Below are 22,776 nucleotides of genomic sequence, written 5' to 3' on the forward strand. Positions count from 1 at the left end.
GAGACCCATGGCGTTAATCAACCGTACTGCTGAGAGTCAAAACGGCAAATCGGTCAGCAGTCAGTCTCCCAGCTTGCCGCCCGACTTCGACCAGGCGGTAGTACTACGCCAGTCGCCAGTGTGGTCACGGGCAGTGGTGTGGGCCATTGTTGGGGTCACTAGTGCCACCGTGGCTTGGGCCTGCCTAGCCAAGATCGAAGAAGCAATCCCGGCCCAGGGCAAACTAGAACCCCAGGGGGTGGTGCAGCCGGTGCAAGCTCCCGTAGGCGGAGTCATCGACCGCCTCCATGTGGAAGAGGGGGAGACAGTCGAGGAAGGAGAGCTGCTGGTGAGTTTTGACCCGGAAGCCACCGAGGCCCAACGTCAATCCCTACAGGAAATTCGCCAGAAGCTGATTCAAGAAAACCAGTTTTACCGCGCCCAGTTAGCCGGAGACACGACGACTGCCCGGCCAGATCTTGCTCCTGAAATCGCTCAGTTGACTCGGAATCGGTCCACTCTAGTGGCTGAAAATGAGCTTTACCGGTTGCAGCTGCAGGGAGTGGGATCCGGTGCTCCCCTTACCGTCGAACAGCGACAACGGCTGAACACGTCCTTAGAACAGCTGGATTCGAGTCTCTCAGTAGTGGCCTTAGAGGCTGACCAGCTGAATCAACAGCTGGTTCAAACTCGGGTGCAACTGGCCAACGCCCGCGAAGAGCTACGGGTGAACCAGGAGATCCTCGATCGGATTACTCCCCTGTTTAAGCAGGGGGCTGTGGCTCAGATTCCCTATCTGCAGCAGCAGCAGCAGGTGAATAATCGCCAGGCCCAGGTGAATAGTTTAGTGGAAGAAGAAGAGCGGCTCCGTTATGCCATTGCCCAGGCCCAGGAACGACTACGTAATACCTTGCTGCAGTCCCGTGAAGATCTCCAGACCCTGATTGCGGACAATGAATCTGCGATCGCAACTATCGACAGCCAACTCAACAAAACCATCCTAGAGAACGAAAAACGCCTAGAGGAAATTGAGGGACAACTCACCCAATTAGAACAAACCCGGCGTTATCAACAGCTGCGGGCTCCGGTCAGTGGGACGATCTTCAACCTGCAAGCCAATGAAGAAGGCTACGTCGTCAATTCCAGCGACCCCGTGCTGGAAATTGTGCCTAACGATACCCTTGTAGCCCGGGTCTATATCACCAACCGCGACATCGGCTTCGTCAAACAACAGTTCGACCAACAGGACCAACTCAACGTAGATGTGCGTATAGATTCCTATCCCTTCAGTGAATTCGGCGACATCGATGGCACCCTGGTACACATCGGCTCCGATGCCCTGCCCCCCAACGACACCCATTCCTACTTCCGCTTCCCGGCGGAAATCGAGTTATCCCAGCAGGCCCTCAGCCAAGAAGGGTACAGTCTCACCCTGCAGTCAGGCATGTCAGTCAGCGCCAATATTAAGCTGCGCAAGCGCCGGGTAATTACTATCCTCACCGACCTATTCGTGCGGAAAATCGATAGCTTGAAATCCGGTGGCTAGCCAAAGGGGAATGAGCCATTTCGAGCGGCACGACTCCCTGGGCTCAGGAGGGTGTAGCTTTACTCTACTATCACCCGGGATAATGCCGGGCATTTTCCAAGCTGAATTCTTACAGAACTTACCGCCTCGAGTCGGTATATTTAGGTGGAAAGACCCATTAAACTTAACGATCTCATGGGAAAGACCTACCAACGGGTACTACTCAAATTGAGCGGTGAGGCCCTCATGGGCACCATGTCCTATGGGATTGACGGCACCGTCGTTCAGACCATCGCCCAAGAGATAGCCGACGTCGTCAGAAGCGGCGTTCAGATTGCCATCGTCGTCGGCGGTGGCAATATTTTTCGCGGCATTAAGGGGGCAGCGGCGGGCATGGATCGGGCTACCGCCGATTACATCGGCATGATTGCCACCGTCATGAACGCCATGACCCTACAAGATGCCTTAGAACAGATGGGAGTCCCGACCCGCGTCCAAACGGCTATCGCCATGCAGGAAGTGGCAGAACCCTATATTCGCCGTCGCGCCATTCGCCATCTAGAAAAGAACCGGGTGGTTATATTTGGGGCTGGATCTGGCAACCCCTTCTTCACCACTGACACCACAGCGGCTCTGCGGGCGGCTGAAATCAATGCTGACGTGGTCTTTAAGGCGACCCAGGTGGATGGCGTCTACGACTGCGATCCGAAACTCAATCCCGATGCCAAACGCTATCAAAGCCTAACCTATAGCCATGTGCTAGCCCATGATCTTAAGGTAATGGATAGTACTGCGATCGCATTATGCAAAGATAACAACATCCCGATCATGGTATTTGACCTATCTAGGCGCGGTAACATTCACCGAGCCGTGGTAGGAGAGTCCATTGGCACAATTGTGGGGGATTCCTGTGAAGTTCGATAGCATCGATGAAATCGAAGAGGCAATGCAGAAGGCCGTTGAGGCCACTCAGCGAGCATTTAATACCATTCGCACCGGTCGTGCCAACGCCGCCCTTTTAGACAAGGTCATGGTGGAATACTATGGCACACCGACACCGCTCAAATCTTTAGCTAATATCAGCACACCCGATGCCAGCACCCTAATGATTCAACCCTATGACCCAGGGTCGCTATCTACCATCGAGAAATCCATCTCTCTCTCAGACATCGGGCTAACCCCGAACAACGACGGGTCTATTATCCGACTCAATATTCCACCGCTCACCAGTGAGCGCCGTCAGGAATTTGTAAAGTTAGCCGGTAAATACGCCGAAGAAGGACGCGTCTCCATCCGGAATATCCGCCGAGATGGTATCGACTTCGTACGCAAACAAGAAAAAGATGGCACCCTCTCTGAAGACGAGTCTCGCAGTCTTCAAGATGACGTTCAGCAGCTCACCGACAAGTACGTCGCCAAGATCGACGCTGCCCTAGAAGACAAAGAAAAGGACATCATGACCGTCTAAGCCATATTCCAGGGGGATCATTTCCCTCTGGCTCCCCCTGGGAACATTACCCATTCAGTGTAAACTCCTAGGAATCCTCCAGATCATCTACCGCTACCGGCAACTTCAAGGTCCCTACCTGGTGCAATCCAGAAGCCTGCTCCGGAATCACAAACTCTGTGACGCCTCCCTCTAAGCCAAACACTCTCACCGCATAGCGACCCGGCTTAAAGCCAAATAATGCGAATCGCCCTACCCGGTTGGTAAAGAGCTCAACATCAGGCCAGTCAGGATCTGAGAGGGATTCAATGACGCCCCGCTGCAACGATACTGGGTTGCCATTTGCTCCCACCAAGACACCGCGAATAAAGACCGTTGCCTCGGTGCCAGCGGTAATTACTGTACCGCTACGGTAAGAGGGCAACAGGGTATAGCTACTCTCGCCGAGATCATAGCCAACCGGTAAATCTGGCGCATCCAAGGACAACGTAGTCAAGCTGTAGGGTTGAATCGGGACAACTGCCGGACCAATGCCATCGGCTCGTCCTTGTTCTCCCGTAACACTGGGATTGACTCTAATCAGCTGATCGTCGGCTGTGCCCTGACGAGTGACGATGGCAAAGCTGTTATCGATGGGTCGAGACCAGCCAATAATGCCATCAGCCATGACAAAAGCAGTTCCCCAGGTTAAGCGAGACGTGGTTTCCAGGGGACGATTTGCCACTCCTCGCGGCATGGCCACCGTATTATCTAGAGTCAATGAGGCTCGGTAGCCTGAATATCGAGTCTGACTCGTGATTCCAATGTCACTGGCATTGAGAACAGTTCCCAGAGAAGTACTGATGCCATCCAGGGAGCGGGGAGAACTGTAGTTCCAGTTCAGGCGGCTGGTGGGGACTCCAGCCTGATCCAATGTGGTCGTGCTGGTGATGGTTTGCCGTTGTCGCGGTAAGGACGCCGTCAGACCAATATTCACCTGCTGAATCCGGTCACCATTTCTATCCATGCCATAGCTGCCATTGAGGGTGAGATTCAGGCCCCGTCCCAGGGGTTTGGCTAACACCAGTCTAATGTCATAGGCATCGGACGCATCGTCGCGATTGAGCTGATATTGACCACTGAGGGTAGCTCGCACATCCCCCAGAATCAACTGGCTGTAGGCGGCAGTCATATCTAGGCGATTGGGATTAGATGGAGTTTCGGTGCCAATGGTGATGAAATCTCCGCCTCGATACTCCAGCCCTAGCCGCAGAGTGCGTTGATCGGTACTGGACGCACCTCGCCGTAGCAAGTCATAGAAGACCCGCATGGCCACATCCCAGCCAAAGGTGTTGTGGCGACTGGCGGCGGCATCCCAGGTCCAATTACCGATTGCCGTGGCCCAGGTCCCCTCCAGGCCAAGCAACTGTTGTTCCAAGTCTCCTTGGAAATACCCGCCAAGGGTCAACTTGTCGGTTGCCCCGACACGATGGGATAGGGTAAGCACCGATTTGCTAGCGTCGTAGCGCCGACTCACCCCCACCTGCTCTGACGGCATCCCTAGACTATAGGCAAACTGTTGGACTCCTGGTGCCAGTAAGCCCCCAGACACGCCAGTAGCGAAGTCGAGCCGCTGCACCTGGCCGACATCATCAGTAATCACAAGTTGAACATCGTTAATCCCGGCATTCAGGGGCAGGTTACGCACATCCTGGGGACCTGCATCCAGGCGTAGCGTCTGTACCAGTCGACCATTGACGAAGGCCTCGATAGTGGCCGGGCGTTCCAGGAAAAACTCAAAGCGACTAATGGGGCGCGTGACGCGAAAGGGCTGCAAGGAAAAATTACGAGCTACGGTAATTCCTCCCATAGGAATGCTGCTTTGGTAGCCCCGCGTGGGCAAAGACAAATCACCAAGGCGATAGCGAATGGCTTGGGAAATATCATCGTGAACCAAGCTGAGATTGCCGCGTCGCCAGGCAGGGCTGCCATCTTCGGTGAAATCGATCTGGCCCTCTAAAACCCAACCCGCAACGTTGAGGGCACCATCGAAATTCAACAGCAACGGTTCTCGTCCTGTCTCATCAGCATTCCCGGTCCAAACCATGGTTTGGCCGCCCCGCACATTGACATAGGCACTGGTATGGCTGGGGCGCAGTGCCGTCTCGTAGCCAGGCGGTAAATCGCGGTCATCGACATCCAATATATTCGTGGCCCGCAGGGCGGCGGGTATTTGGATCTGCAGCTCTAAGCGGCGATCGTCAAAGGTCACCTCTAAGCCAACTTGGCGAATATCACGCAAGTTAATCTGGCCTGCGCCATTCACAGCTACCGATAGCTGAGCCTGAATATCGGGCCGTACCAACGCTTCAGTAGCCGTTAGTAAGTCGCTGCCATCCACTAAAATATCGGCCTGATTGCCCCCAGGTAGTTGCAGAAAGATCTGCCCCCGTTGCTGATCATTGATGAAGAGGGGAACTATTACTTGTTGGGGACCGCGATTGCGAGGGGTACCAAAGACGTCTTCAAAGAGTTGATCGGTCTCGTTCTCTGGCTCAGGAGAGTCGGCAGGATTGGTAGCGGGTGCGTCGGCTGGAGAAGGGTCAGCAGACTCTGCGTCTTCAGCAGGGGGAGTCTCCTCTGAGGCTGGATTCTGCTCAGTGGGAGCTGTAGGGGGTAATGAGGTGTCTGCAGTGTCAGCCAGAGAAGGCGACGTTACAGGTGTTGAGACCTGCCTATTGATATCCGAGAAAGCTCCGCTAGATGACGCAGCAGAGCGCGATATCTCAGATGGGGAGAACTCTGGGTTGATAGTTGTTCGGGTGCTCAGGGGGGGGGAAGTTGTGATGTCGTCGTTAGTATTTTCGGTGGAAGGGACCTCGGTAAGCGCAACCTCGCCCATGGCAGTCTTGGCTTGATCATCGGACTCAGCCGATGTTGCTGGCGCTGCTGCCGCTTGAGCCCCTGGGGAGCTAGTGATGCGCAATGGTGTGCGCACTCCTACGGTGCCTTGCAGATCGGTGGCTTGGGTACTGTCGATGGAGCCACGGGCAAATGCAGGCCCTGGTGTTGCTCTCTCGGGCGACGCCACCGGGAATTGGCTGGCTAGGGTTGGAGATGCTTGATGAGATGCTCTTGCCCTAGAGAAGGCAGGACTTTGCTCTGATTGCTCCGGTTCGGATGCTCCAGAAGATGTTTCACAGGAATTGTCCATCTCCTTGGGGTCTACCTGGGCCGGTGGGGAGTCTATAGGGGGTGGCTCTTGGGGTGGTGCGATCGCACCCTCACAGGCTATGGAAATCATGGGTAGCATGCAAATCCCTCCAACCAACCGATCAGGATCTAGGCTGGTTTAGCTGGCAAGACTTGGGGGCTACTTAGTGCATTCCAGCTTCAGTCCCCCAAGCCCGGTAAACGTCATCATCATTGTTACAACTCGTCATGGGCGTGAACCAGGCATTCACTGCCTGCCCTGGTCCCTGACTACTCGTCCTCCTGACGATACTCGATCGTGGCCGTGATCTCACCATTGGCTAAATTCGTAGGCCGTGGCATCACAAAGCGACGCTGATGACCGGGCAAGACGATCTGGCCAGCCATACCGTCCAGTTGGTCTGGACCTAAATTGAGCGTTGTTCCTTGGGCGGTTAAGCTTACCTGTAAGTCTCGCAGGCGGGCACTGGCTGTGCCCTGATTCGCCAGGGTAATCGCCACCTGGGCCTCGCCCTCAGAACCGGTGATCGCCTCAACAGAGGCGACCTGAACATCTGGCGCTACATCCGCTGGGCGCACATAGAGAGAGCCTAAGTAACGCAGCAAAATCTGCACCGATCCCACTGGTCGCGTCACCTGGGCATCTGGATCAGCCAAGTTAATTGGCAATTGTTCGGCAACCAGACGATAGGTTAACTCTTGGGATGGGTCTGGATCCCCTAACCAGGTCACTCGCACAGTCTGGACTGATTGTGGCTCCAGAATCATTTGAGGTGGATAAACCAGAAAGTCCTCGTCAGCTGGTTCATAGGACTCTTGACCATCGATATCCATGTTGCGCTCCACCACCGACACTTCTACGGCGATGCGCTCGTCGCTATCATTCACGACTTCATAAGACTTCGTGGCCCCTTCCCCAATGGGAGCAAATACCTGGGAAATTGGCTTCAGCTGAAACGCCAGGGCAGGATTAATACTGGCTACTGCCAAGAATAGTAATGCTGCCAATGCCTGGAATACCCATTTCATAGGACTAACCTCATCAGAGTTGGAACAAGATATCGAACTGGTTGTTAATAGGTTGCCCACTATTCGCTTGAGCAGCACATCAACCACACTAATAATTGTCAAGAGATGGACAAGAAATTAGGGCTGCAGCGGGACACAACGATAGCGCTTAATTGTCAAAGACCGACACATCAATGATGCCGCTGTAATCTCCAGGATCTTGTAACGCCGACGGGGTGTATAAGATATAGAGATCTCGGGCTTCACTACCCGCCGCACTGGTCACGTAGGTGTAGGCCGATCCAGAGGGAACCGTAAAGTCTGCTTCCGCAGGGGCTGACGCATCATTAGGTACTGTTACAACCTGGAATTCGATATCTTCCCCAGCTAGTTTGGTGATTGCGCCCGATGTGACCTGCAGGGTTAAGCCTAAGGTATTATCAGTCGAGAAGGATAGATCTGCCACCTTGACAATATGGGTGGTGGCAGTGCCCTCTCCATCTAAATCAAGACTACTGGCAGTGGTCGTTGAGCTGGTGCTGAGAGTGGGGAGTGCTGCGGCTGGAGATGCGATTGAGAGTAGGAGAATAGTACTCCAAATTCCGTTGAGTTTCATGGGCATGACCTCCCAATTGGCAATGCTGGCTGACTACTATGGACTATCTCCTGTAATCGTCAGGGCAATTTTAGTGTGATAATTTTCATGGGGCGAAAAATCAGCCGGATTATAGCGAACGTAGACAGCATTAGTTGCTAAATTGATACCGACTATGTAGGGCACACGCTGACCGGATGAGGATTCAAAGTAATGATCGGTAGACGACAGACTAATTTTTTGAGCCACTCCCGTATTACTGAATACACCGAGTTGAAATACTTTGCGAACTACAGTGTATTCGCTAGTCACGGTTGGGCTAGTACTTGTTGCGGTCTGGTGGCTACTAGAATCTTCCCACACGATGCTAGCGGCTTCGTCCTCTGAAACATCACTGGCTGACAGTAAATCAATATTGTTTCGACCATCTGACTCAACGGTGACACTCAAGATTGATTGGACAGTTCCCTGCAATCGAATGCGATTAGATCGATCCTTTAAACTCAAGCGAGAATCAATCGGTTTTGCCTCAACCGGAATAAACGCCAGCACTATAACCAGTAGCCCCAGAGTAACCAGATGATAGGGATGACACCGAATAGCCATCTGGAGATCCTCTGCAATGACATGGCACACCCGTTAATCGTGATGATCTATTTTCTTGGTAGAAAAATATATCCTGATAACAACGGTTTTAGTGTCTGACCAAGTCAGCGATAGTTGCTTGTAGATCAGGATAAAAAGAGGGGTGGACGTTCATGACCACCCCTACAATTCCTCAACTATCGTTTCGAGTCAGACACAGGGTTGCAGGGGGCTCTTGCTTAGTTATCCGTGACCGTTACGGTGATACTGCTGGTATAGGTACCAGGGTCTAACAAGTCAGGAGCGTCATACTCGATGTAGAGATCGCGAGCGGCGGCACCGCTAGTGAAGTCTGTAACGTTTTTACTGTCATTATCGGCACTGAAGTCGGTGGCAACTGGAGCAGCGGCACCATCAGCCACAATCAAAACCTGATAAGCCAGGCTGTCGGTGCCATTGGTTAATAATCCATCGGCAGCGGCTGTTAGGGTGACCCCATCGCTACTGTTAGATTCAAGGGCCAGATCGGCTACTTGAGCTACGGTATCGGCAGCAGCCGTACCCTCACCACCGAGGCTGAGGGCGCTTGCCCCTGGCGTTGCAGTTGATGTCACAGTACTGGTGTCAGCCACTGAGCCACTGAGGTTTACGGTATCGGCGAAGGCAGGAGAGCTGACAACAGCAGCACCGAGCAGAACTGCAGAAGTAATGGCAAAACGACGTAGTAACATGGGAATCCTCCTAAACGCGAATGCGTTGAGCTATGGGTTTCAAAATTAACTGATGGGAAGTGTGTTTTGGAAAGCACTGATTCAGTTGACGTGGCAGATGCTGGTTCCTGTTTGATATCGTCTGGCTTAGCAGCCAGACAGGATCTTAATCAGAAGAACATTGGAGATTTAGTTCATCCGAAATGGTAAAGATCCATAGTCAAAACGGGAGTCCGAAACGGGAGTTGATTCAGTTCGAAACTAGGCTTTTCTTGCCTATGTTCTTACTATAGGCAGTCTGTTTTAATGTCACGTCGGAAGAGGTACGGAACTTATCTGGAACATTCGAGGCCGACCTCGTACAACTACGGAATCAGTCGTCTGGTTGAAGGGGGGACTTACTGGTTCCGGACGTTTTTGGTTAATTTTAATTGCGAATTCGATCATCTATAGCGTTTCCCAAGCCGATGAAGTGCATGGAAATCTCGGAACAACAGGGCTTTCGAGGTTTAGCGTGTGCCTGACTAGATAGAGAATCGCTATATAGGCCCTGTGAATAGAAGGTGAGGTGATTGGAACGGATAGCGGAATTAGGTAGGTGCTTGCCCATAGCCACCACCGCCGGGAGTCTCCACCACAATGGCGTCACCGGCTTCCACTTGAACCATGGCTTGACCGTTTAGGAGAACCACCGTGCCATCTCGACGTACTATTCGATTGCGACCTACGGCGCCTGGCGCTCCTCCCCGTAGACCAAAGGGAGGAATGCGGCGGTGGCTAGAGAGTAGAGCAACGGTCATGGGTTCGCGAAAGCGGAGGCAGCGAATCATGCCATTACCGCCGCGATGCTGACCGGCGCCGCCACTGCCTTGGCGAATCTGGAAGCGTTCCACCAAGACTGGAAAGCGCCATTCCAGCACCTCTGGGTCTGTGAGGCGGGAATTGGTCATGTGGGTGTGTACGGCGTCGGTGCCATCGAAGTCGGGACCGGCCCCGGAGCCGCCGCAGATGGTCTCGTAATACTGGTAGCGCTGGTTGCCGAAGGTGAGGTTGTTCATGGTGCCCTGAGCGGCGGCCATGACCCCTAAGGCACCGTAGAGGGCGTTGCTAATGGCTTGGGAGGTTTCCACATTGCCGGCAACGACGGCAGCCGGGGGGTGAGGATTCAGCATTGATCCAGTTGGAATCACCACCTGCAATGGCTTGAAGCAGCCGGCATTGAGGGGGATATCGTCATCCACCAGGGTGCGGAAGACGTAGAGTACAGCGGCTTTGCAGACGGCGGCGGGAGCATTGAAGTTATTGGGCTGCTGCGGCGAGGTGCCGCTAAAGTCGATGCCGGCCTGGCGGGTCTGTCGATCGATGGTAATGGTGACCTGAATCTGGCTGCCGTTGTCCATGGTGTAGGTGAATTGGCCATCCTGGAGGACGTCGATCACCCGGCGCACGCACTCCTCGGCGTTGTCTTGCACATGGTGCATATAGCTCTGCACCGTGGCCAGGCCGTAGGTGGCCACCATTTTGCCGAGTTCCTGGCTGCCTTTCTCATTGGCAGCGATTTGAGCTTGTAGGTCGGCGATGTTCTGATTGGGATTGCGAACTGGATAGGGAGCCTGGGTGAGCTGCCGCCGCAGCGCCTCTTCTCGGAATTCCCCCTGCTCTACCAGTAGAACGTGATCGATCAGGACGCCTTCTTGGTCGATGGTGGTGCTGTTTGGGGGCATGGAGCCGGGAGTGATGCCGCCGATGTCGGCGTGGTGTCCCCGCGAAGCCATGTAGAACAAGGGGGAGTCGGCCTCCAGAAAGACGGGGGTGATGACGGTGACATCGGGTAGATGGGTGCCACCGTTGTAAGGATTGTTGAGCACATAGACATCCCCTGGACGCAGCACCTTCCCTTTGGCCTGGATCAGGCTCTGCACGCTCTCGCCCATGGAGCCTAAGTGGACAGGAATGTGGGGAGCATTGGCCACCAGTTGTCCCTGCTGATCGAAGAGGGCACAGGAAAAGTCCAGCCGTTCTTTGATGTTGACGGAGTAGCTGGTGTTCTGCAGGGTCACGCCCATTTCGTCGGCGATGGCCCGGAAGAGATTGTTGAAGATCTCCAGCAGGACTGGGTCAGGGGGAGGGGGGAGAGGGGGAGAGGAGCAGAAGGAGGGTGGATGGGTAGCGCCTGCTGCCTGCTGCCTTGCATTTTGCTCTTTTTTCACCACCAAATGCCCTTTCTGATTGAGACTGGCACTCCAGCCGGGTTCCACCACATTGGTGCCGGTGGCTTCGATGATCAGGGTCGGGCCGGGCAGGGTATCGCCGGGGTGGAGGTGATCGCGGTGATAGACGGGGGTGTGGTGCCAACCGCTGCGAGTGTAGATGGAGACGGTGGTCTTGGGCTGCAGAGAATGGGAGCGAGGGGTGGCTAGGGAAGGCTCCTCGATCTGGCTGGCTTTGCCAATGACTTCCACGGAGAGGGTATCGACAATCAGGGGCTTATCGGCTAAGGCAAAGCCGTAGCGTTGGCGGTGGCCGGCGGCAAAGTGTTGCCGCATCTGCTCCAGCTCACCGAAGGGCACTATCAGAGGAGAGTCGGTACCTTCATATTTGAGGTGGACCCGGGGCTGTACTTGCACCTGCTCACTGCTGGTTAGGGGAGAGGCCAACGGTGACACATCCAGGCCTTGCTGTTGCAGCTCTTGCAGGCCAGTGCTGGCCATGGTTTCCAGCTGCGATCGCATCTCAGGCATCAGCTCCTGAGTGAGTCGTTTCTCTAGGGTGCGCTCCTGCAGGGCTCGGATATCGGCCAGGCCCATGCCATAGGCGGACAACACCCCGGCGTAGGGATGGATAAAGATTTCCCGAATGCCCAGCAGTTCTGCCAGCAGACAGGCATGCTGGCCCCCGGCGCCGCCGAAACAGCAGAGGGTATAGGTGGAGACATCATGGCCCCGCTGCACCGAAATTTGCTTAATGGCATTGGCCATCTTTTCGATGGCGATGGCTAAAAAGCCCGCCGCCACCTGTTCCGGAGAGCGCTGATCACCGGTTTGTTGCTGAATCGTCTGGGCCAACTCCTGAAAGCGGCGTATCACCACCTCCCCATCCAGGGGTTGGTCGCCATGGGGACCAAAGACCTGGGGAAAGAATCGGGGTTGGATCTTGCCCACCATGACGTTGGCATCGGTGACCGTCAGGGGCCCCCCTTGGCGGTAGCAGGCGGGACCGGGATCTGCCCCAGCCGAGGCCGGTCCCACGCGGTAGCGACTACCATCGAAACTGAGGATCGAGCCTCCCCCCGCTGCCACGGTGTGGATGGCCATCATCGGGGCTCGCAGCCGCACCCCGGCGATTTCCGTCTCGAAGCGACGTTCGTAGTGGCCGTTATAGTGGGAGACATCGGTGGAGGTGCCGCCCATATCAAAGCCGATGATGCGCTCGTAGCCTGCTATCTGGCTGGTCTTCACCGCCCCCACAATGCCCCCGGCCGGCCCCGAGAGAATACTGTCTTTGCCTTGAAACAGGGTGGCATCGGTCAAGCCACCGTTGGACTGCATGAACATCAAGCGGCAGCCCTGCAGTTCCTGGGCAATGCGGTTCGCATAGCGCTGCAGCAGTGGTGAGAGATAGGCATCCACCACAGTAGTATCGCCACGGCTAATCAGTTTAATCAGGGGACTCACCTGGTGGGAAATCGAGACCTGCTGGAAGCCTACTTGCCGTGCGATCGCACCCACCTGTTGTTCCTGGTTGGGATAGCGGTAACCATGCATCAACACCACCGCACAGGAGCGAATGCCAGCGTCATAGGCCTGCTGCAACTCTGTCCGCAGGCGCTGCTGCTGCTCTGGGGTCAGGGGCACTAACTCCTCCCCCTGGGCACTACAGCGGGCCTCCACCTCGATCACCCGTTCATAGAGCATCTCCGGCAAGACAATCTGACGGGCAAAGATATCGGGCCGATGTTGGTAGCCGATGCGCAGGGCATCCTGAAAGCCTTTCGTAATCACCAAGACCGTGCGATCTCCCTGGCGCTCCAAGAGGGCATTAGTGGCTACTGTGGTGCCCATCTTCACCGCTCGATCTGTTCGGTAGGGAAAGGGGCATCCGGTGCCAGGCCTAACACCTCCCCGTATCCCCTGCAGGGGGGCATCCTGATAGCGTCCTGGATTCTCTGACAGCAGCTTGTGCACCACCCGTTGACCATCGGGCCGCCGCGCTACGATGTCTGTAAAGGTACCTCCTCGATCAATCCAAAATTGCCAGCGGCCAGGGGTTTGGGGCAAGCTGGTCATGGGCAAACTCCAACGACGGTACTATGCCAAGTATGGCTCTAGATCTGAGGCCTTCCCCTAGAGAACGCTCTCAGCCTGGTTTGGGACAGGATCTATTCTAGGAAGCCTGCTCTCGCACTCTGCTTATCCCCATGATCTACCTCCCCGTCTCCCTATTCCTGTTCGTCCTGTTGATCCTGCTGCTGCCCTTCATCTGGTTTGTCTTTACCGTCGATGTGGTGCAGGTGGCCGCTGCTAAGTTGGGCTTTTCACCAGAGATTGGGCTGCTGCTATTGCTGCTGATTCTGTTGGGCAGCACTGTGAATATTCCCCTTTATCGGGTTGAGACCCAGTCAGATCCCCTAGATGAATTCATGCAATTGTTTCAGCGGCAGTTCTGGGGTATTCCCCTGGTGCAGATGCGACAAGTGGTGGTAGTTGCCCTAAATCTAGGGGGTGGACTGATTCCGGTACTGTTAGCCCTGTACCAATTTAGCCAAGCCAATCCCCTTAGCATTCTCCTGGTGACCGCCATCGTGACTGTGGTTAGCTACTTTGCCGCCCATGTTGTTCCCGGCATCGGCATCCAGATGAACCCCTTGCTAGCCCCTCTAACGGCGGCAGCGACTGCCCTGGTATTTGCAGCGGGACAAGCCCCATCCGTGGCCTTCGCCGGAGGCGTCTTGGGGACCTTGATTGGAGCCGATCTGCTGCATCTTAAAGACATCACCGCTATGGCCTCGGGCGTGCTCAGCATCGGCGGCGCTGGAGTATTCGATGGCCTTGCCCTCTGCGGCTTGTTTGCATTGCTGCTGACCTAAGCTCGACTAATGGTGCGTAGCAACCAAAGGGTGGCCACAATGCCAATAAAATGAGCCAGCAACGTGTTGGTGTTAGCTTGGACGACGAAAATATCGATGGGCTTCACCAGCTGAGTGATGTTGAAGCCGCTGACATTTTGCTGTCGCAGAGACTGGCCAATCAGGCTACCGGTGATGGCTCCCGCCCCCAGTAGGGTCAGTAGCATGCCTACCAGGTTAACGATCAACCCCGTCTGTAGGGCCTGCATGGCATCTTTGGGTTTAGGTCGAGCGGCGGCGTCGCGGCTGCGTAGGCGGCGAGCCAGGCGAGTATAGCGAAAGGCCCAGTAGGCACCGCCATAGACCACGGCTACCCCGAGCATGGCCAGCACTAGGCCGCCACCGGTGCCGACGTTAGTGCTGTTATCGGAGCCGGCGCCCCCACTGGCGATGGCGAATAGGATCACCAGGCTGGAGATAATGGCCAGCACCAGCTGGGCCCAGAAACTGATCCAGCCGAAGCGGCGGAAGTTCCCAGAGATGCGGCGTACTGCTGGGGGCAGGGAATAGTCGAGTTCACCGGTCATAGTGCGCCTGTATGCAATGCCAAGGCCATGGCTGACCCTAGATAGCGTTCATTCCAATCTTGCCAGAGCCTTGGCTCTATAGCTATAGGTAAATTTGGCATAGGCCAAGACTGCGTGATCGAGAATGTCTCGGTTGGCTTGTCCGGCGTCACAGGAGGTAAGGACATCGTGGGGACGCTGAGGCCAGGCCTCGACCGACTCGGGAGGGTTACGCCGCAGGTCGATGGCTTGGTCTGTAACCGCCTGCGAGCCTGCCCCCACTCATTGGAGGGCGTTGCATGGCAATGATGGCTCTCTCAAGGCACAATGGGGAGGATGCATTACTGCCAATGCCCCATGGCCTTTTCCATTGATCAGGCGAAGGAGTTACTGACGGATTGGATGCGACACTATTGCGATCGCATCGATTACTTGACCATTCGCCTCGAGCGCTCCGAGAGTACTGATATCCTGCTGCGGGGAGGCCAAGTCGAGACCCTGAGCGAAGCCATGGCTCTCGGCGGTCAAGTGCGGGCCTGCCATCGCGGCGGCTGGGGCTTTGCCAGCTTCAACCAACTGGCTACGCTGCCTGAGCGGATTGAAGACGCCATAGCTGCTGCCCGCTTGGTGGGAGACGACCAGACTCTGCTAGCTCCCGTGGAGGCCGTTCAAGCGACCTGTCGACTGCCCCTACAAGGGAGCGATCCGCGGGCCATCTCCTTAAACCGTAAACAAGCCCTGTGTCAACACTATGCAGACATTTTGCGGCGTGTCGATGACCGCATTGCCTCCACCTCCGTTCGCTATGGGGACATCGCTCAGCAGGTGCTGCTGGCCACCTCGGAAGGCACCCTGATTGAGCAATCCTGGTCCGATATGGAGATGCGCTTTGCCGCCACGGCCCGCAATGGTGACACAGTCCAGACGGGGCGCGAGACCGTTGGCTCCCGCAAAGCCTACGAAGATCTCGAGCACTTGGATCAACGGGTGCAAGCGGCAGCCCAACGAGCGGTTGCGGCCCTGGACCTACCGACGGTGCGGGGTGATGCCTACACAGTGGTGATCGACCCCATCCTAGCTGGACTCTTTGTCCATGAAGCCTTCGGTCATCTCTCGGAGGCCGACATGGCCTACGAAAACCCGGACCTGCTAGAGGTGATGACGCTAGGCCGGCGCTTTGGTCCCCGAGACCTGCAGATCTTTGATGGGGCTGCTCCTGCTGGCCATCGGGGCAGTTATCGCTACGATGATGAAGGGACTGCGGCGACTACCACCCAGTTGATTAAAGATGGCGTTTTAGTCGGTCGTCTCCATTCCCGAGAGACAGCAGGCAAACTAGGAGAAGCGGCCACTGGCAATGCCCGCTGCCTCAGTTACCAATACCCTCCCCTGGTGCGCATGACCAATACCTGGATTGAACCAGGAAATATCCCGGTGGCCGATCTCTGCAATGGCATCAAAACTGGCGTCTATGCCCGTAACTGGCTGGGGGGCATGACCAATGGTGAAATGTTTACCTTCGCCGCCGGGGAAGCCTGGATGATTCGTGATGGCAAACTGGCGGAGCCAGTGCGAGATGTTACCCTTTCTGGCAATGTCTTTCGTACCCTAGCCGACATCGAAGCCATTGGAGATGACTTCTATTGGGATGAATCGGGGGGCTGTGGCAAGGGTGGGCAGAGCGGCCTACCGGTAGGTTGTGGCGGACCCAGTCTGCGCATTCGCAATGTGGTGGTGGGTGGCGATGCCATGGATTAAGGACTAGCACTAGCCTACAAGCCTGATTACTTCTGGATTACCCGAGTCCGCCTAGATCTCTTTATTTACATAAGTTAATGTGATCTATCTATCTTTCTAAACTTTTATTGCGTCACATTGATAGCCAGAGTTCCCTCAATAATGCTGGAAATAGGCGGTCAGCCAGCGGTTGACCCTTGTAGGTGAGTTCTCGGCTATCCATGCAGTCACGGTTTTCCTTAACTCCCCGTTATCATCTTGACGACGATCTAAATTGGTTAATCGGCATCGATCCCTTGCGGCGCTATTGGATGCGTGTCAATGGCGATGAGCGGCTGACGGTCATGTTGCCTGGGCTCTTGGCGGCAGATTTTGAAACAGTTAGGCAAGCTATCCTGCAATTGCGGGATTTGATCCCGGGAGATGTCATCAGCTGGCCAACGGGGTCATCCCAGGAACTATTTATTCAATGTATTGCCCCCAATTGCTACGGCGTAGCCGCAACCGTTGCGGGCGCTGAGGTCACTCATTTATTCGATCGAGAGGCTTTGGAGTCGTTGCTAATGACGGCTCATCCTGACTGGAAGTGTGCACCTGAGCACGCCATGCTGGGTCGTCACTTGCTGATGCAGGCGTGGACCCAGCCAGCTGCAGTCAAGGCTGCTTAATTGACCAGCCTATCGCTGCAGTGATAGCAGCTCCTGCAGGGAGGCGAGTAGTCGAACTTCCACTCGCTGAATTTGATTGTCAGCAGTCAGGTGAAATATCCAGGCAGCATTAACCTTGAATACCAGGGCAGTCACTCGTCCCTTCAGAGTCACTTGCCGATGGCCAGCGTCTAGTTTCTCGACGGCAACCTGCTGAGGCTCGATATGCATGCCCTGAGCTTCTCTGCATAGGTAGGTTGCGATCGCATCGCGACCCACTACTGACTCTTCAAAGGGCGGTTGCAACGTTCCTTGGGGAGCGAATAGGGCCGCCGTTGCGTCGAACTCGCCCTGGTTGAAGGAGTCAATGTACTCGGCAACGGCGGGAATCAGCCCTGGCAAGGTGGCGGATGCTGATGTGACTGATGCCATCACCTTAAGCAGCCAGAGGATCTACGCCCATTTCCATCACGGCTTGACGCAGTACCGTGATTTGCTGGCCAAACTCGAGCTTGGAGATCTGACCAAAGAGAGCCAAGGCCTGCTCAGGCAGCTTATAGAAAGACGGTACGGGAATCACTTCGCCGGTGCGCATCAACTCAGCCAGCTGATACCAGAAGGCTAGCTTGGTGTTGTTGCTCAACACTCCGTAGGCCCGAGTGTGCTCGGTGTTGATCCGATTGACCAAGTCCCGCATAAACTGCAATTGGTCTTGCTGGGGCATCGCCTTTACATCTTGTAGCAGCCCTTCTGCAAATTGCATACGTGCCGCTCCAGGAGCAGCAGGGGTGATGGCGCCGCCCATGTTTTCATAGATCACCCAGAGCAGGCCCAGTTGCTCGTCGGCAGAGAGCTGCCGGAAGGATGCGATCGCATTAGGCACTACCTGAAGCGCAGGGGATGTAGTGCGGTCAACAGCGTAAGTCATAGATACCTCAGTTGTGCGTTTAGAGAGCGTCTCTATGAATAAATGTAACAAACATACAGCGATTGTCACGAAGTTTGGTATAGAGATCGCTTATGTGTTCTACATGCCACACTAAATGTTCCCCAGAGAAAAGTCCCCTGGGATCCAAGCAAATCCAGGCAAAAGCATGCGCTGACAACCCCTGGGCTAGCTGACAGTCATCAGGTTCGCTAATCAATCCTCCTGCCCTGCCCTCTGGTAGTCTGGATATCGAGCAATTCATCCAGCCCTCAAGTTTCATCGTGATGCCATCCACCCCTTCCCAGACTCAAGACTGGCCTACCCTGCTACAACAACTCATCGATCGGCAGTCCCTCTCGGTGCCCCAAGCTGAGACCCTGATGCAGGGGTGGCTGGCCGGAGCCATTTCCCCGGTCCTCTCAGGGGGAATCCTAGCGGCCTTGCAAGCCAAGGGCTTCTCTGCTGACGAGCTAGCTGGTATGGCTAGAGTGCTGCAGGCCCAGTCCCTAGGAGGAGCCCAGCCGCAGGCACACTCAACCCCTCTGATCGATACCTGTGGCACTGGGGGAGATGGGGCCCATACGTTTAATATCTCTACTGCCGTTGCCTTCGTCGCTGCCGGAGCTGGAGTGGCGGTGGCTAAACATGGCAATCGCTCTGCCTCCAGCAAGGTCGGATCTGCCGATGTGTTGGAAGCTCTAGGGGTGACGCTGGATGCTAATCCGACGGCTGTCAGAGGTGCCCTGCAGGAGGTGGGCATCACCTTCCTGTTTGCTCGGGGCTGGCACCCAGCCATGAAGTCAGTGGCGCCTTTGCGCAGTGAACTCAAGGTGCGTACCGTATTTAACCTGTTAGGTCCCTTGGTGAATCCCTTGCGCCCCACAGGGCAGGTGATTGGAGTCTTTGATCCAACGGTGCGGCAGATTATGGCCGCAGCCTTACATCAACTGGGGCTACCTCAGGCCATGGTGCTACACGGGCGAGAGGCGCTGGATGAAGCTGGGTTGGGGGACAAAACCGATATCGCCCTGCTGGAAGATGGACAGATATCTGACCAGGTAATTGACCCCCGTACCTTTGGCCTCACAGCAGCCTCTAAAACCGCCTTACAAGGAGGGAATATCGAGGACAATGTAGCTATCTTACAAGCGGTTTTACAAGGTAAAGGCACGCCAGCCCAGCAAGATGTCGTCCTGCTCAATGCCGCCCTCGCCTTGAAAGTCGGCGGCCGTACCCAAGGCAGTACCCTGGAGGAGGCCATCAGCCACGGCATTTCTATTGCCCGAGAAGTTCTGCAGAGTGGCGCAGCCTGGGATAAGCTACAACAGCTCGTGGGCTATTTACGGTAGCTACGGGACGCCCGCAGGAAGAGCCTGTGTGGCCCCGGTCCAGTGGGCTTGAGGACTGACCGATACGGCATAGAGACTGGCCCAGGGCTTGAATGGCGGTATCATCCAGGGCGGCTATCCAGGTGGTCATGGCCGGGTTATTGGGCCAGGTTATTGGGTAGCTTCTTCCAGCTGAGCCAGGATCCGCTCGCGAAAGTCTGGATCACTGTTGGCCAGTCCCAACAATTGCCAGTACTCTTGCCGAGTCAGGCCAGCGTCGGTAATTAGGGCAAAGGCTTCCGATTGAATATCCCGCTGAATTTGTAGAGATTCAGAGTCGGTTTCAGCCTGCTGCAATTCACCTTCGCGGCGTTCGACCAACTCAACCACTTGCAGATAGGCGGTGACGAATTGGCTAACCTTCTCGGAAGGAATATCGCTGACATCAAGGCTGACATCAGGTTCTGCCATCTGATCTGCCTGCTCGGGGGGAGAGTCAACAGGAGCCGCCACCCCTGCCGAAGGAGCTACTCCTACCCCTGCCAACAGGGCTGCCAAGATCAAGGGGATCAGGGTCCGGCCAACGCTGCCGTAGAGTTGAACAAGGATCTGCGGTACAGATTGGAAGAGCAGAGGCATGGCAAAGTCAATCTTGGCTGCCTCAACCGTAGCATCCCCGCTCTCACGTCGGTGGTTGAGTGCTGTGGAGCCATGATGTCTACCGAGATGTCTACCGGGGTCGGGCGCAGGGGGAAGAGACATCCTTAGTCCAAGCCCAACCCAAACATCGCAGACGTCAAAATTGGAGTTGATCACAGCACTAGAGGCTGCTTGGGGGAGAATAAGCGCTTATAGTTTAAGAGTAACCTAAGCATTTATACACAAGTATTTGGCAGAGTATTATGGCAGGCAACGAGTTTTCTCCGGCCAATATCCATGGTCAGCTTTCAGAGCGAGAGCTACAGATTGTCGAGCTAGTTGCTGCCGGTCTGACCAATCAAGAGATCTCTGAGCAATTGGAGATTAGCAAGCGTACGGTCGACAATCATATCAGCAACATCCTGACAAAAACGGCCACAGGCAATCGAGTGTCTTTGGTACGATGGGCTTTGCAGTGGGGTAAAGTCTGCATTGACCAGGTTAATTGCTGCACCTTGCCCAATGTTACTAATGGCCACAGCGTTCCCTAGTAGACTCCGGCGGCGCCAGTTGGATGTCCCTAAGTTGCCACGGGGCAGGGCTAGGGGACAGGGATGGGGACCAATGGTCAACCCCCTGCTGCCATGGCAGAGTTAGGTAGGCAATTCTGTGGGGTGTTGATGTCTCGGATTAGCTAATCATGGTAGAGTCTCAGTCGCCAAAGACAACCTCATCGCAGACGTCACCAAAGACGACGGCTCCGGTGAAAAAATTACAGTACCAGCTGCACTGTCCCCAGTTGCCGCTGATGGTGTACCGGGAGGTGGCGGCTCATTTACGGTTGATTGATGGGGTGGAGACAGGGCTATTGCCTCAGACGGCGAAGACATTTGATTATTTACAGAGTCCGGTGGGGGGCTTGTGGATTCGCTATCCCGAAACCCATAGTCGTTTGTATCAGACCCAGGTAGAGGCGATCTTGGCCTACTATGGCCAGCGCTATGGTGCTTGGGAGACGATTAAGTCGTCTGCTTGAGGCGTCCTCTCCCTTGCCTCGGGGCAGTCCCCCCTTTACAGTGTTGATTTGTCGAGTCTGCGATCGCATCTGGATCGCTAGCCATGGAGCCGTTGCAATCCCTTCCTGGAACTGAAGACATTCTGCCCCAACGACAATCTGCGGGGCAAGCGATCAAGGTGGCCGACGTCACTACCTGGCAGCGCATTGAAGCCATGGGCCGTGACATCTTGCAGCGGGCCGCTTATCAGGAAATCCGCACTCCTATCTTCGAACTGACTCGGCTGTTTGAGCGGGGCATCGGCGAGGCCACCGACGTAGTGGGTAAAGAAATGTATACCTTCTTGGACCGGGGGGAACGCTCAGTCACCCTGCGGCCAGAAGGCACCGCTGGGGTGGTGCGGGCCTATGTTCAACACAAGCTCCATGGTCAGGGAGGGGTGCAGCGGCTCTGGTATACCGGCCCTATGTTTCGCTATGAACGGCCCCAGAAGGGCCGCCAGCGGCAATTCCACCAGCTGGGGGTAGAGGTACTGGGCAGCCACGACCCGCGAGCCGATGTGGAGGTGATCGCCCTGGCCACCGATTTTCTCCAGGCGTTGGGACTGCAAACCCTAACCTTTCACCTCAATTCTGTAGGCACTACTGCCGATCGGCAGCAGTATCGCGAGGCCTTGGTGGCCTATTTCACCCCTTACCAGGCCGAGTTAGATGCGGATTCCCGCCAGCGGCTGAACCGCAACCCCCTGCGCATCCTGGATAGTAAAGACCCCAAGACCCAGGCCATTGCCCAAGACGCTCCCAGCATCCTCGATTACCTGGGTCCCGACTCTCAACGGCATTTTGACCAGGTGCAGCAGTACCTCAACGATCTGGACATTGCCTATGACCTCAATCCCCGATTGGTGCGGGGGCTCGACTACTACACCCACACGGCTTTTGAAATTCAATCAGCAGATTTGGGGGCCCAGGCTACGGTCTGTGGTGGTGGCCGCTATGACGGCTTAGTGGAGCAATTGGGGGGACCTGCCACTCCGGCGGTGGGCTGGGCCATTGGCTTAGAGCGCCTGAGCCTGTTACTGGAACAGCTGGCTCCGCCGCCACCAAATCCGGTCGATCTCTATCTGGTCTCTCGGGGACCTGCGGCGGAAGCCCAAGCCCTACGGCTGGCCTACCAGTTGCGCCAGCAGGGGATGACCACCGAGCTAGACTTGAGTGGTGCTGCCTTTGGTAAGCAGTTTAAGCGGGCCGACCGTAGCGGTGCGATCGCATGTTTAATCCTCGGCGATAGCGAAGCAGAAATTGGCACCGTCCAGCTAAAGTGGCTTCAGAGTGGAGAGCAGATCCAGCTAAACCAGACAGCCCTGGTCAACGAAGCCGCCACCTGGCGCCAGAAACTGGCGGCAGCCCGAAACAGCCAAGAGTAATCCCCGTTGCCCTCAGAACCAGTCTTGCCCCCCCCCGGCAACCCCGGCTGGCTTTACCGGCGACACCTGGTACACCTGTGGCTGATGGCACCGAGAGATGACCCTAGGGGGATATTAGCCCATGACATGGGACTCACCATGGCCCCCGAGACCCGGTTGCATCCATAAGGCATAGCATAAGTTTGCGGTGATAGGCTCTAGCCGCTACGATGACCGCTATAGTAATTGCCACAGAGCCCAGTGTAGTGATGGGGCCATCAGCCTGTCCGGCACTGGCTATTGAGCGATCGACTGGGGCCCCAGCTGCGACCTATTGCAGTATCAAGCCCTATCCAAGTCCAAAGCTGACGGTTCCCAGAAAACGCGACCAACACCAAGTTCAA

The 22,776-nt window shown here is 55.6% G+C and carries 22 protein-coding genes; 11 read left to right on the top strand and 11 right to left on the bottom strand.

The window, feature by feature from the left end; genetic code table 11:
- The first annotated feature begins 7 nt into the window (after window positions 1-7).
- The 3 genes from XM38_RS10970 to frr all read left to right on the top strand — a co-directional run bounded on the left by XM38_RS10970 (window position 8) and on the right by frr (window position 2,972).
- Complete coding sequence (locus XM38_RS10970) at window positions 8-1,525, top strand: HlyD family efflux transporter periplasmic adaptor subunit (RefSeq protein WP_088429825.1); 1,518 nt, start codon at window positions 8-10, stop codon at window positions 1,523-1,525.
- Between the two features lie 174 nt (window positions 1,526-1,699).
- Window positions 1,700-2,428: a UMP kinase gene (gene pyrH, locus XM38_RS10975; protein ID WP_080812647.1), complete on the top strand. Its 729-nt coding sequence runs from the start codon at window positions 1,700-1,702 to the stop codon at window positions 2,426-2,428.
- 22 nt (window positions 2,429-2,450) lie between these two features.
- Complete coding sequence (gene frr / locus XM38_RS10980; protein ID WP_225889461.1) at window positions 2,451-2,972, top strand: ribosome recycling factor; 522 nt, start codon at window positions 2,451-2,453, stop codon at window positions 2,970-2,972.
- 67 nt (window positions 2,973-3,039) lie between these two features.
- Here the strand turns inward: frr and XM38_RS10985 are convergent, their stop codons facing one another.
- The 6 genes from XM38_RS10985 to XM38_RS11010 form a co-directional block, all read right to left on the bottom strand.
- Window positions 3,040-6,243 (bottom strand): fimbria/pilus outer membrane usher protein, encoded by a 3,204-nt coding sequence (locus XM38_RS10985; protein WP_137455077.1) that lies wholly within the window; start codon window positions 6,241-6,243, stop codon window positions 3,040-3,042.
- A gap of 170 nt (window positions 6,244-6,413) precedes the next feature.
- Window positions 6,414-7,172, bottom strand: coding sequence for a fimbrial biogenesis chaperone (locus XM38_RS10990; protein WP_080812653.1), 759 nt, complete (start codon window positions 7,170-7,172; stop codon window positions 6,414-6,416).
- Window positions 7,173-7,320: 148 nt separating this feature from the next.
- A complete protein-coding gene (locus XM38_RS10995) occupies window positions 7,321-7,767 on the bottom strand; it encodes a hypothetical protein (protein ID WP_137455078.1) in 447 nt (148 codons plus the stop codon).
- A 36-nt stretch (window positions 7,768-7,803) separates the two neighbouring features.
- Window positions 7,804-8,352 carry a hypothetical protein gene (locus XM38_RS11000; RefSeq protein ID WP_137455079.1) on the bottom strand — a complete coding sequence of 183 codons (549 nt, stop codon included), beginning with the start codon at window positions 8,350-8,352 and terminating at the stop codon, window positions 7,804-7,806.
- Between the two features lie 218 nt (window positions 8,353-8,570).
- Window positions 8,571-9,062 (bottom strand): hypothetical protein, encoded by a 492-nt coding sequence (locus XM38_RS11005; RefSeq protein WP_080812659.1) that lies wholly within the window; start codon window positions 9,060-9,062, stop codon window positions 8,571-8,573.
- A 569-nt stretch (window positions 9,063-9,631) separates the two neighbouring features.
- Window positions 9,632-13,327 carry a hydantoinase B/oxoprolinase family protein gene (locus tag XM38_RS11010; protein WP_088429827.1) on the bottom strand — a complete coding sequence of 1,232 codons (3,696 nt, stop codon included), beginning with the start codon at window positions 13,325-13,327 and terminating at the stop codon, window positions 9,632-9,634.
- 131 nt (window positions 13,328-13,458) lie between these two features.
- Here XM38_RS11010 and XM38_RS11015 point away from each other — a divergent pair, with 131 nt between their 5' ends.
- Entirely contained in the window at window positions 13,459-14,127 is a 669-nt protein-coding gene (locus tag XM38_RS11015; protein ID WP_080812661.1) for a DUF1614 domain-containing protein, read from the top strand.
- Here the strand turns inward: XM38_RS11015 and XM38_RS11020 are convergent.
- Together XM38_RS11020 and XM38_RS11025 are read right to left on the bottom strand one after the other, a co-directional pair.
- Window positions 14,124-14,693 (bottom strand): DUF3611 family protein, encoded by a 570-nt coding sequence (locus XM38_RS11020; protein ID WP_080812663.1) that lies wholly within the window; start codon window positions 14,691-14,693, stop codon window positions 14,124-14,126. The genes XM38_RS11015 and XM38_RS11020 overlap by 4 nt on opposite strands.
- A gap of 48 nt (window positions 14,694-14,741) precedes the next feature.
- Window positions 14,742-14,954 carry a hypothetical protein gene (locus tag XM38_RS11025; protein ID WP_080812665.1) on the bottom strand — a complete coding sequence of 71 codons (213 nt, stop codon included), beginning with the start codon at window positions 14,952-14,954 and terminating at the stop codon, window positions 14,742-14,744.
- A 75-nt stretch (window positions 14,955-15,029) separates the two neighbouring features.
- Between XM38_RS11025 and XM38_RS11030 the strand changes: the two genes are divergently transcribed.
- Window positions 15,030-16,430 (top strand): TldD/PmbA family protein, encoded by a 1,401-nt coding sequence (locus XM38_RS11030; protein ID WP_080812667.1) that lies wholly within the window; start codon window positions 15,030-15,032, stop codon window positions 16,428-16,430.
- A gap of 200 nt (window positions 16,431-16,630) precedes the next feature.
- Entirely contained in the window at window positions 16,631-17,077 is a 447-nt protein-coding gene (locus XM38_RS11035) for a hypothetical protein (RefSeq protein WP_080812670.1), read from the top strand.
- 9 nt (window positions 17,078-17,086) lie between these two features.
- On the opposite strand, the gene XM38_RS11040 is transcribed toward XM38_RS11035, so the two are convergent.
- Both XM38_RS11040 and XM38_RS11045 read right to left on the bottom strand, forming a co-directional pair.
- Window positions 17,087-17,488, bottom strand: a complete 402-nt coding sequence (locus XM38_RS11040) for a nuclear transport factor 2 family protein (protein ID WP_088429829.1) — start codon at window positions 17,486-17,488, stop codon at window positions 17,087-17,089.
- Between the two features lie 4 nt (window positions 17,489-17,492).
- A complete protein-coding gene (locus XM38_RS11045) occupies window positions 17,493-17,984 on the bottom strand; it encodes an orange carotenoid protein N-terminal domain-containing protein (protein ID WP_088429830.1) in 492 nt (163 codons plus the stop codon).
- A gap of 284 nt (window positions 17,985-18,268) precedes the next feature.
- On the opposite strand from XM38_RS11045, the gene trpD reads away from it, so the two are divergent.
- Window positions 18,269-19,333 (top strand): anthranilate phosphoribosyltransferase, encoded by a 1,065-nt coding sequence (gene trpD, locus XM38_RS11050; RefSeq protein WP_088429832.1) that lies wholly within the window; start codon window positions 18,269-18,271, stop codon window positions 19,331-19,333.
- A gap of 150 nt (window positions 19,334-19,483) precedes the next feature.
- On the opposite strand, the gene XM38_RS26960 is transcribed toward trpD, so the two are convergent.
- Window positions 19,484-19,951: a DUF4168 domain-containing protein gene (locus XM38_RS26960; RefSeq protein ID WP_080812679.1), complete on the bottom strand. Its 468-nt coding sequence runs from the start codon at window positions 19,949-19,951 to the stop codon at window positions 19,484-19,486.
- Window positions 19,952-20,214: 263 nt separating this feature from the next.
- Between XM38_RS26960 and pedR the strand changes: the two genes are divergently transcribed.
- From pedR to XM38_RS25930, 4 genes are all read left to right on the top strand, one after another.
- Window positions 20,215-20,502: a photosynthetic electron transport-dependent transcriptional regulator PedR gene (gene pedR / locus XM38_RS11060; protein ID WP_080812682.1), complete on the top strand. Its 288-nt coding sequence runs from the start codon at window positions 20,215-20,217 to the stop codon at window positions 20,500-20,502.
- 149 nt (window positions 20,503-20,651) lie between these two features.
- Window positions 20,652-20,987: a hypothetical protein gene (locus tag XM38_RS11065; protein ID WP_088429834.1), complete on the top strand. Its 336-nt coding sequence runs from the start codon at window positions 20,652-20,654 to the stop codon at window positions 20,985-20,987.
- Window positions 20,988-21,070: 83 nt separating this feature from the next.
- On the top strand, window positions 21,071-22,393 hold the full coding sequence (gene hisS, locus XM38_RS11070; protein WP_080812685.1) for a histidine--tRNA ligase: 1,323 nt from the start codon (window positions 21,071-21,073) through the stop codon (window positions 22,391-22,393).
- Window positions 22,394-22,399: 6 nt separating this feature from the next.
- Complete coding sequence (locus tag XM38_RS25930; protein WP_187329367.1) at window positions 22,400-22,561, top strand: hypothetical protein; 162 nt, start codon at window positions 22,400-22,402, stop codon at window positions 22,559-22,561.
- The last annotated feature ends 215 nt before the right edge of the window (window positions 22,562-22,776 follow it).

It is taken from the genome of Halomicronema hongdechloris C2206 (genome assembly GCF_002075285.3).
Taxonomy (GTDB): Bacteria; Cyanobacteriota; Cyanobacteriia; order Phormidesmidales; family Phormidesmidaceae; genus Halomicronema_B; species Halomicronema_B hongdechloris.

Excerpts from the sequence above, each read along its gene's own strand:
- XM38_RS11040 (WP_088429829.1), bottom strand. The coding sequence starts at position 17,488 with ATGGCATCAGTCACATCAGCATCCGCCACCTTGCCAGGGCTGATTCCC.
- XM38_RS11015 (WP_080812661.1), top strand. The coding sequence starts at position 13,459 with ATGATCTACCTCCCCGTCTCCCTATTCCTGTTCGTCCTGTTGATCCTG.
- XM38_RS11035 (WP_080812670.1), top strand. The coding sequence starts at position 16,631 with ATGCAGTCACGGTTTTCCTTAACTCCCCGTTATCATCTTGACGACGAT.
- XM38_RS11020 (WP_080812663.1), bottom strand. The coding sequence starts at position 14,693 with ATGACCGGTGAACTCGACTATTCCCTGCCCCCAGCAGTACGCCGCATC.
- XM38_RS11005 (WP_080812659.1), bottom strand. The coding sequence starts at position 9,062 with ATGTTACTACGTCGTTTTGCCATTACTTCTGCAGTTCTGCTCGGTGCT.
- trpD (WP_088429832.1), top strand. The coding sequence starts at position 18,269 with ATGCCATCCACCCCTTCCCAGACTCAAGACTGGCCTACCCTGCTACAA.
- XM38_RS11065 (WP_088429834.1), top strand. The coding sequence starts at position 20,652 with ATGGTAGAGTCTCAGTCGCCAAAGACAACCTCATCGCAGACGTCACCA.
- XM38_RS10985 (WP_137455077.1), bottom strand. The coding sequence starts at position 6,243 with ATGCTACCCATGATTTCCATAGCCTGTGAGGGTGCGATCGCACCACCC.
- frr (WP_225889461.1), top strand. The coding sequence starts at position 2,451 with ATGCAGAAGGCCGTTGAGGCCACTCAGCGAGCATTTAATACCATTCGC.
- XM38_RS11045 (WP_088429830.1), bottom strand. The coding sequence starts at position 17,984 with ATGACTTACGCTGTTGACCGCACTACATCCCCTGCGCTTCAGGTAGTG.
- XM38_RS26960 (WP_080812679.1), bottom strand. The coding sequence starts at position 19,951 with ATGCCTCTGCTCTTCCAATCTGTACCGCAGATCCTTGTTCAACTCTAC.
- hisS (WP_080812685.1), top strand. The coding sequence starts at position 21,071 with ATGGAGCCGTTGCAATCCCTTCCTGGAACTGAAGACATTCTGCCCCAA.
- XM38_RS10990 (WP_080812653.1), bottom strand. The coding sequence starts at position 7,172 with ATGAAATGGGTATTCCAGGCATTGGCAGCATTACTATTCTTGGCAGTA.
- XM38_RS11000 (WP_137455079.1), bottom strand. The coding sequence starts at position 8,352 with ATGGCTATTCGGTGTCATCCCTATCATCTGGTTACTCTGGGGCTACTG.
- XM38_RS10995 (WP_137455078.1), bottom strand. The coding sequence starts at position 7,767 with ATGAAACTCAACGGAATTTGGAGTACTATTCTCCTACTCTCAATCGCA.
- XM38_RS11030 (WP_080812667.1), top strand. The coding sequence starts at position 15,030 with ATGGCCTTTTCCATTGATCAGGCGAAGGAGTTACTGACGGATTGGATG.
- XM38_RS11010 (WP_088429827.1), bottom strand. The coding sequence starts at position 13,327 with ATGACCAGCTTGCCCCAAACCCCTGGCCGCTGGCAATTTTGGATTGAT.
- pyrH (WP_080812647.1), top strand. The coding sequence starts at position 1,700 with ATGGGAAAGACCTACCAACGGGTACTACTCAAATTGAGCGGTGAGGCC.
- pedR (WP_080812682.1), top strand. The coding sequence starts at position 20,215 with ATGGCAGGCAACGAGTTTTCTCCGGCCAATATCCATGGTCAGCTTTCA.
- XM38_RS10970 (WP_088429825.1), top strand. The coding sequence starts at position 8 with ATGGCGTTAATCAACCGTACTGCTGAGAGTCAAAACGGCAAATCGGTC.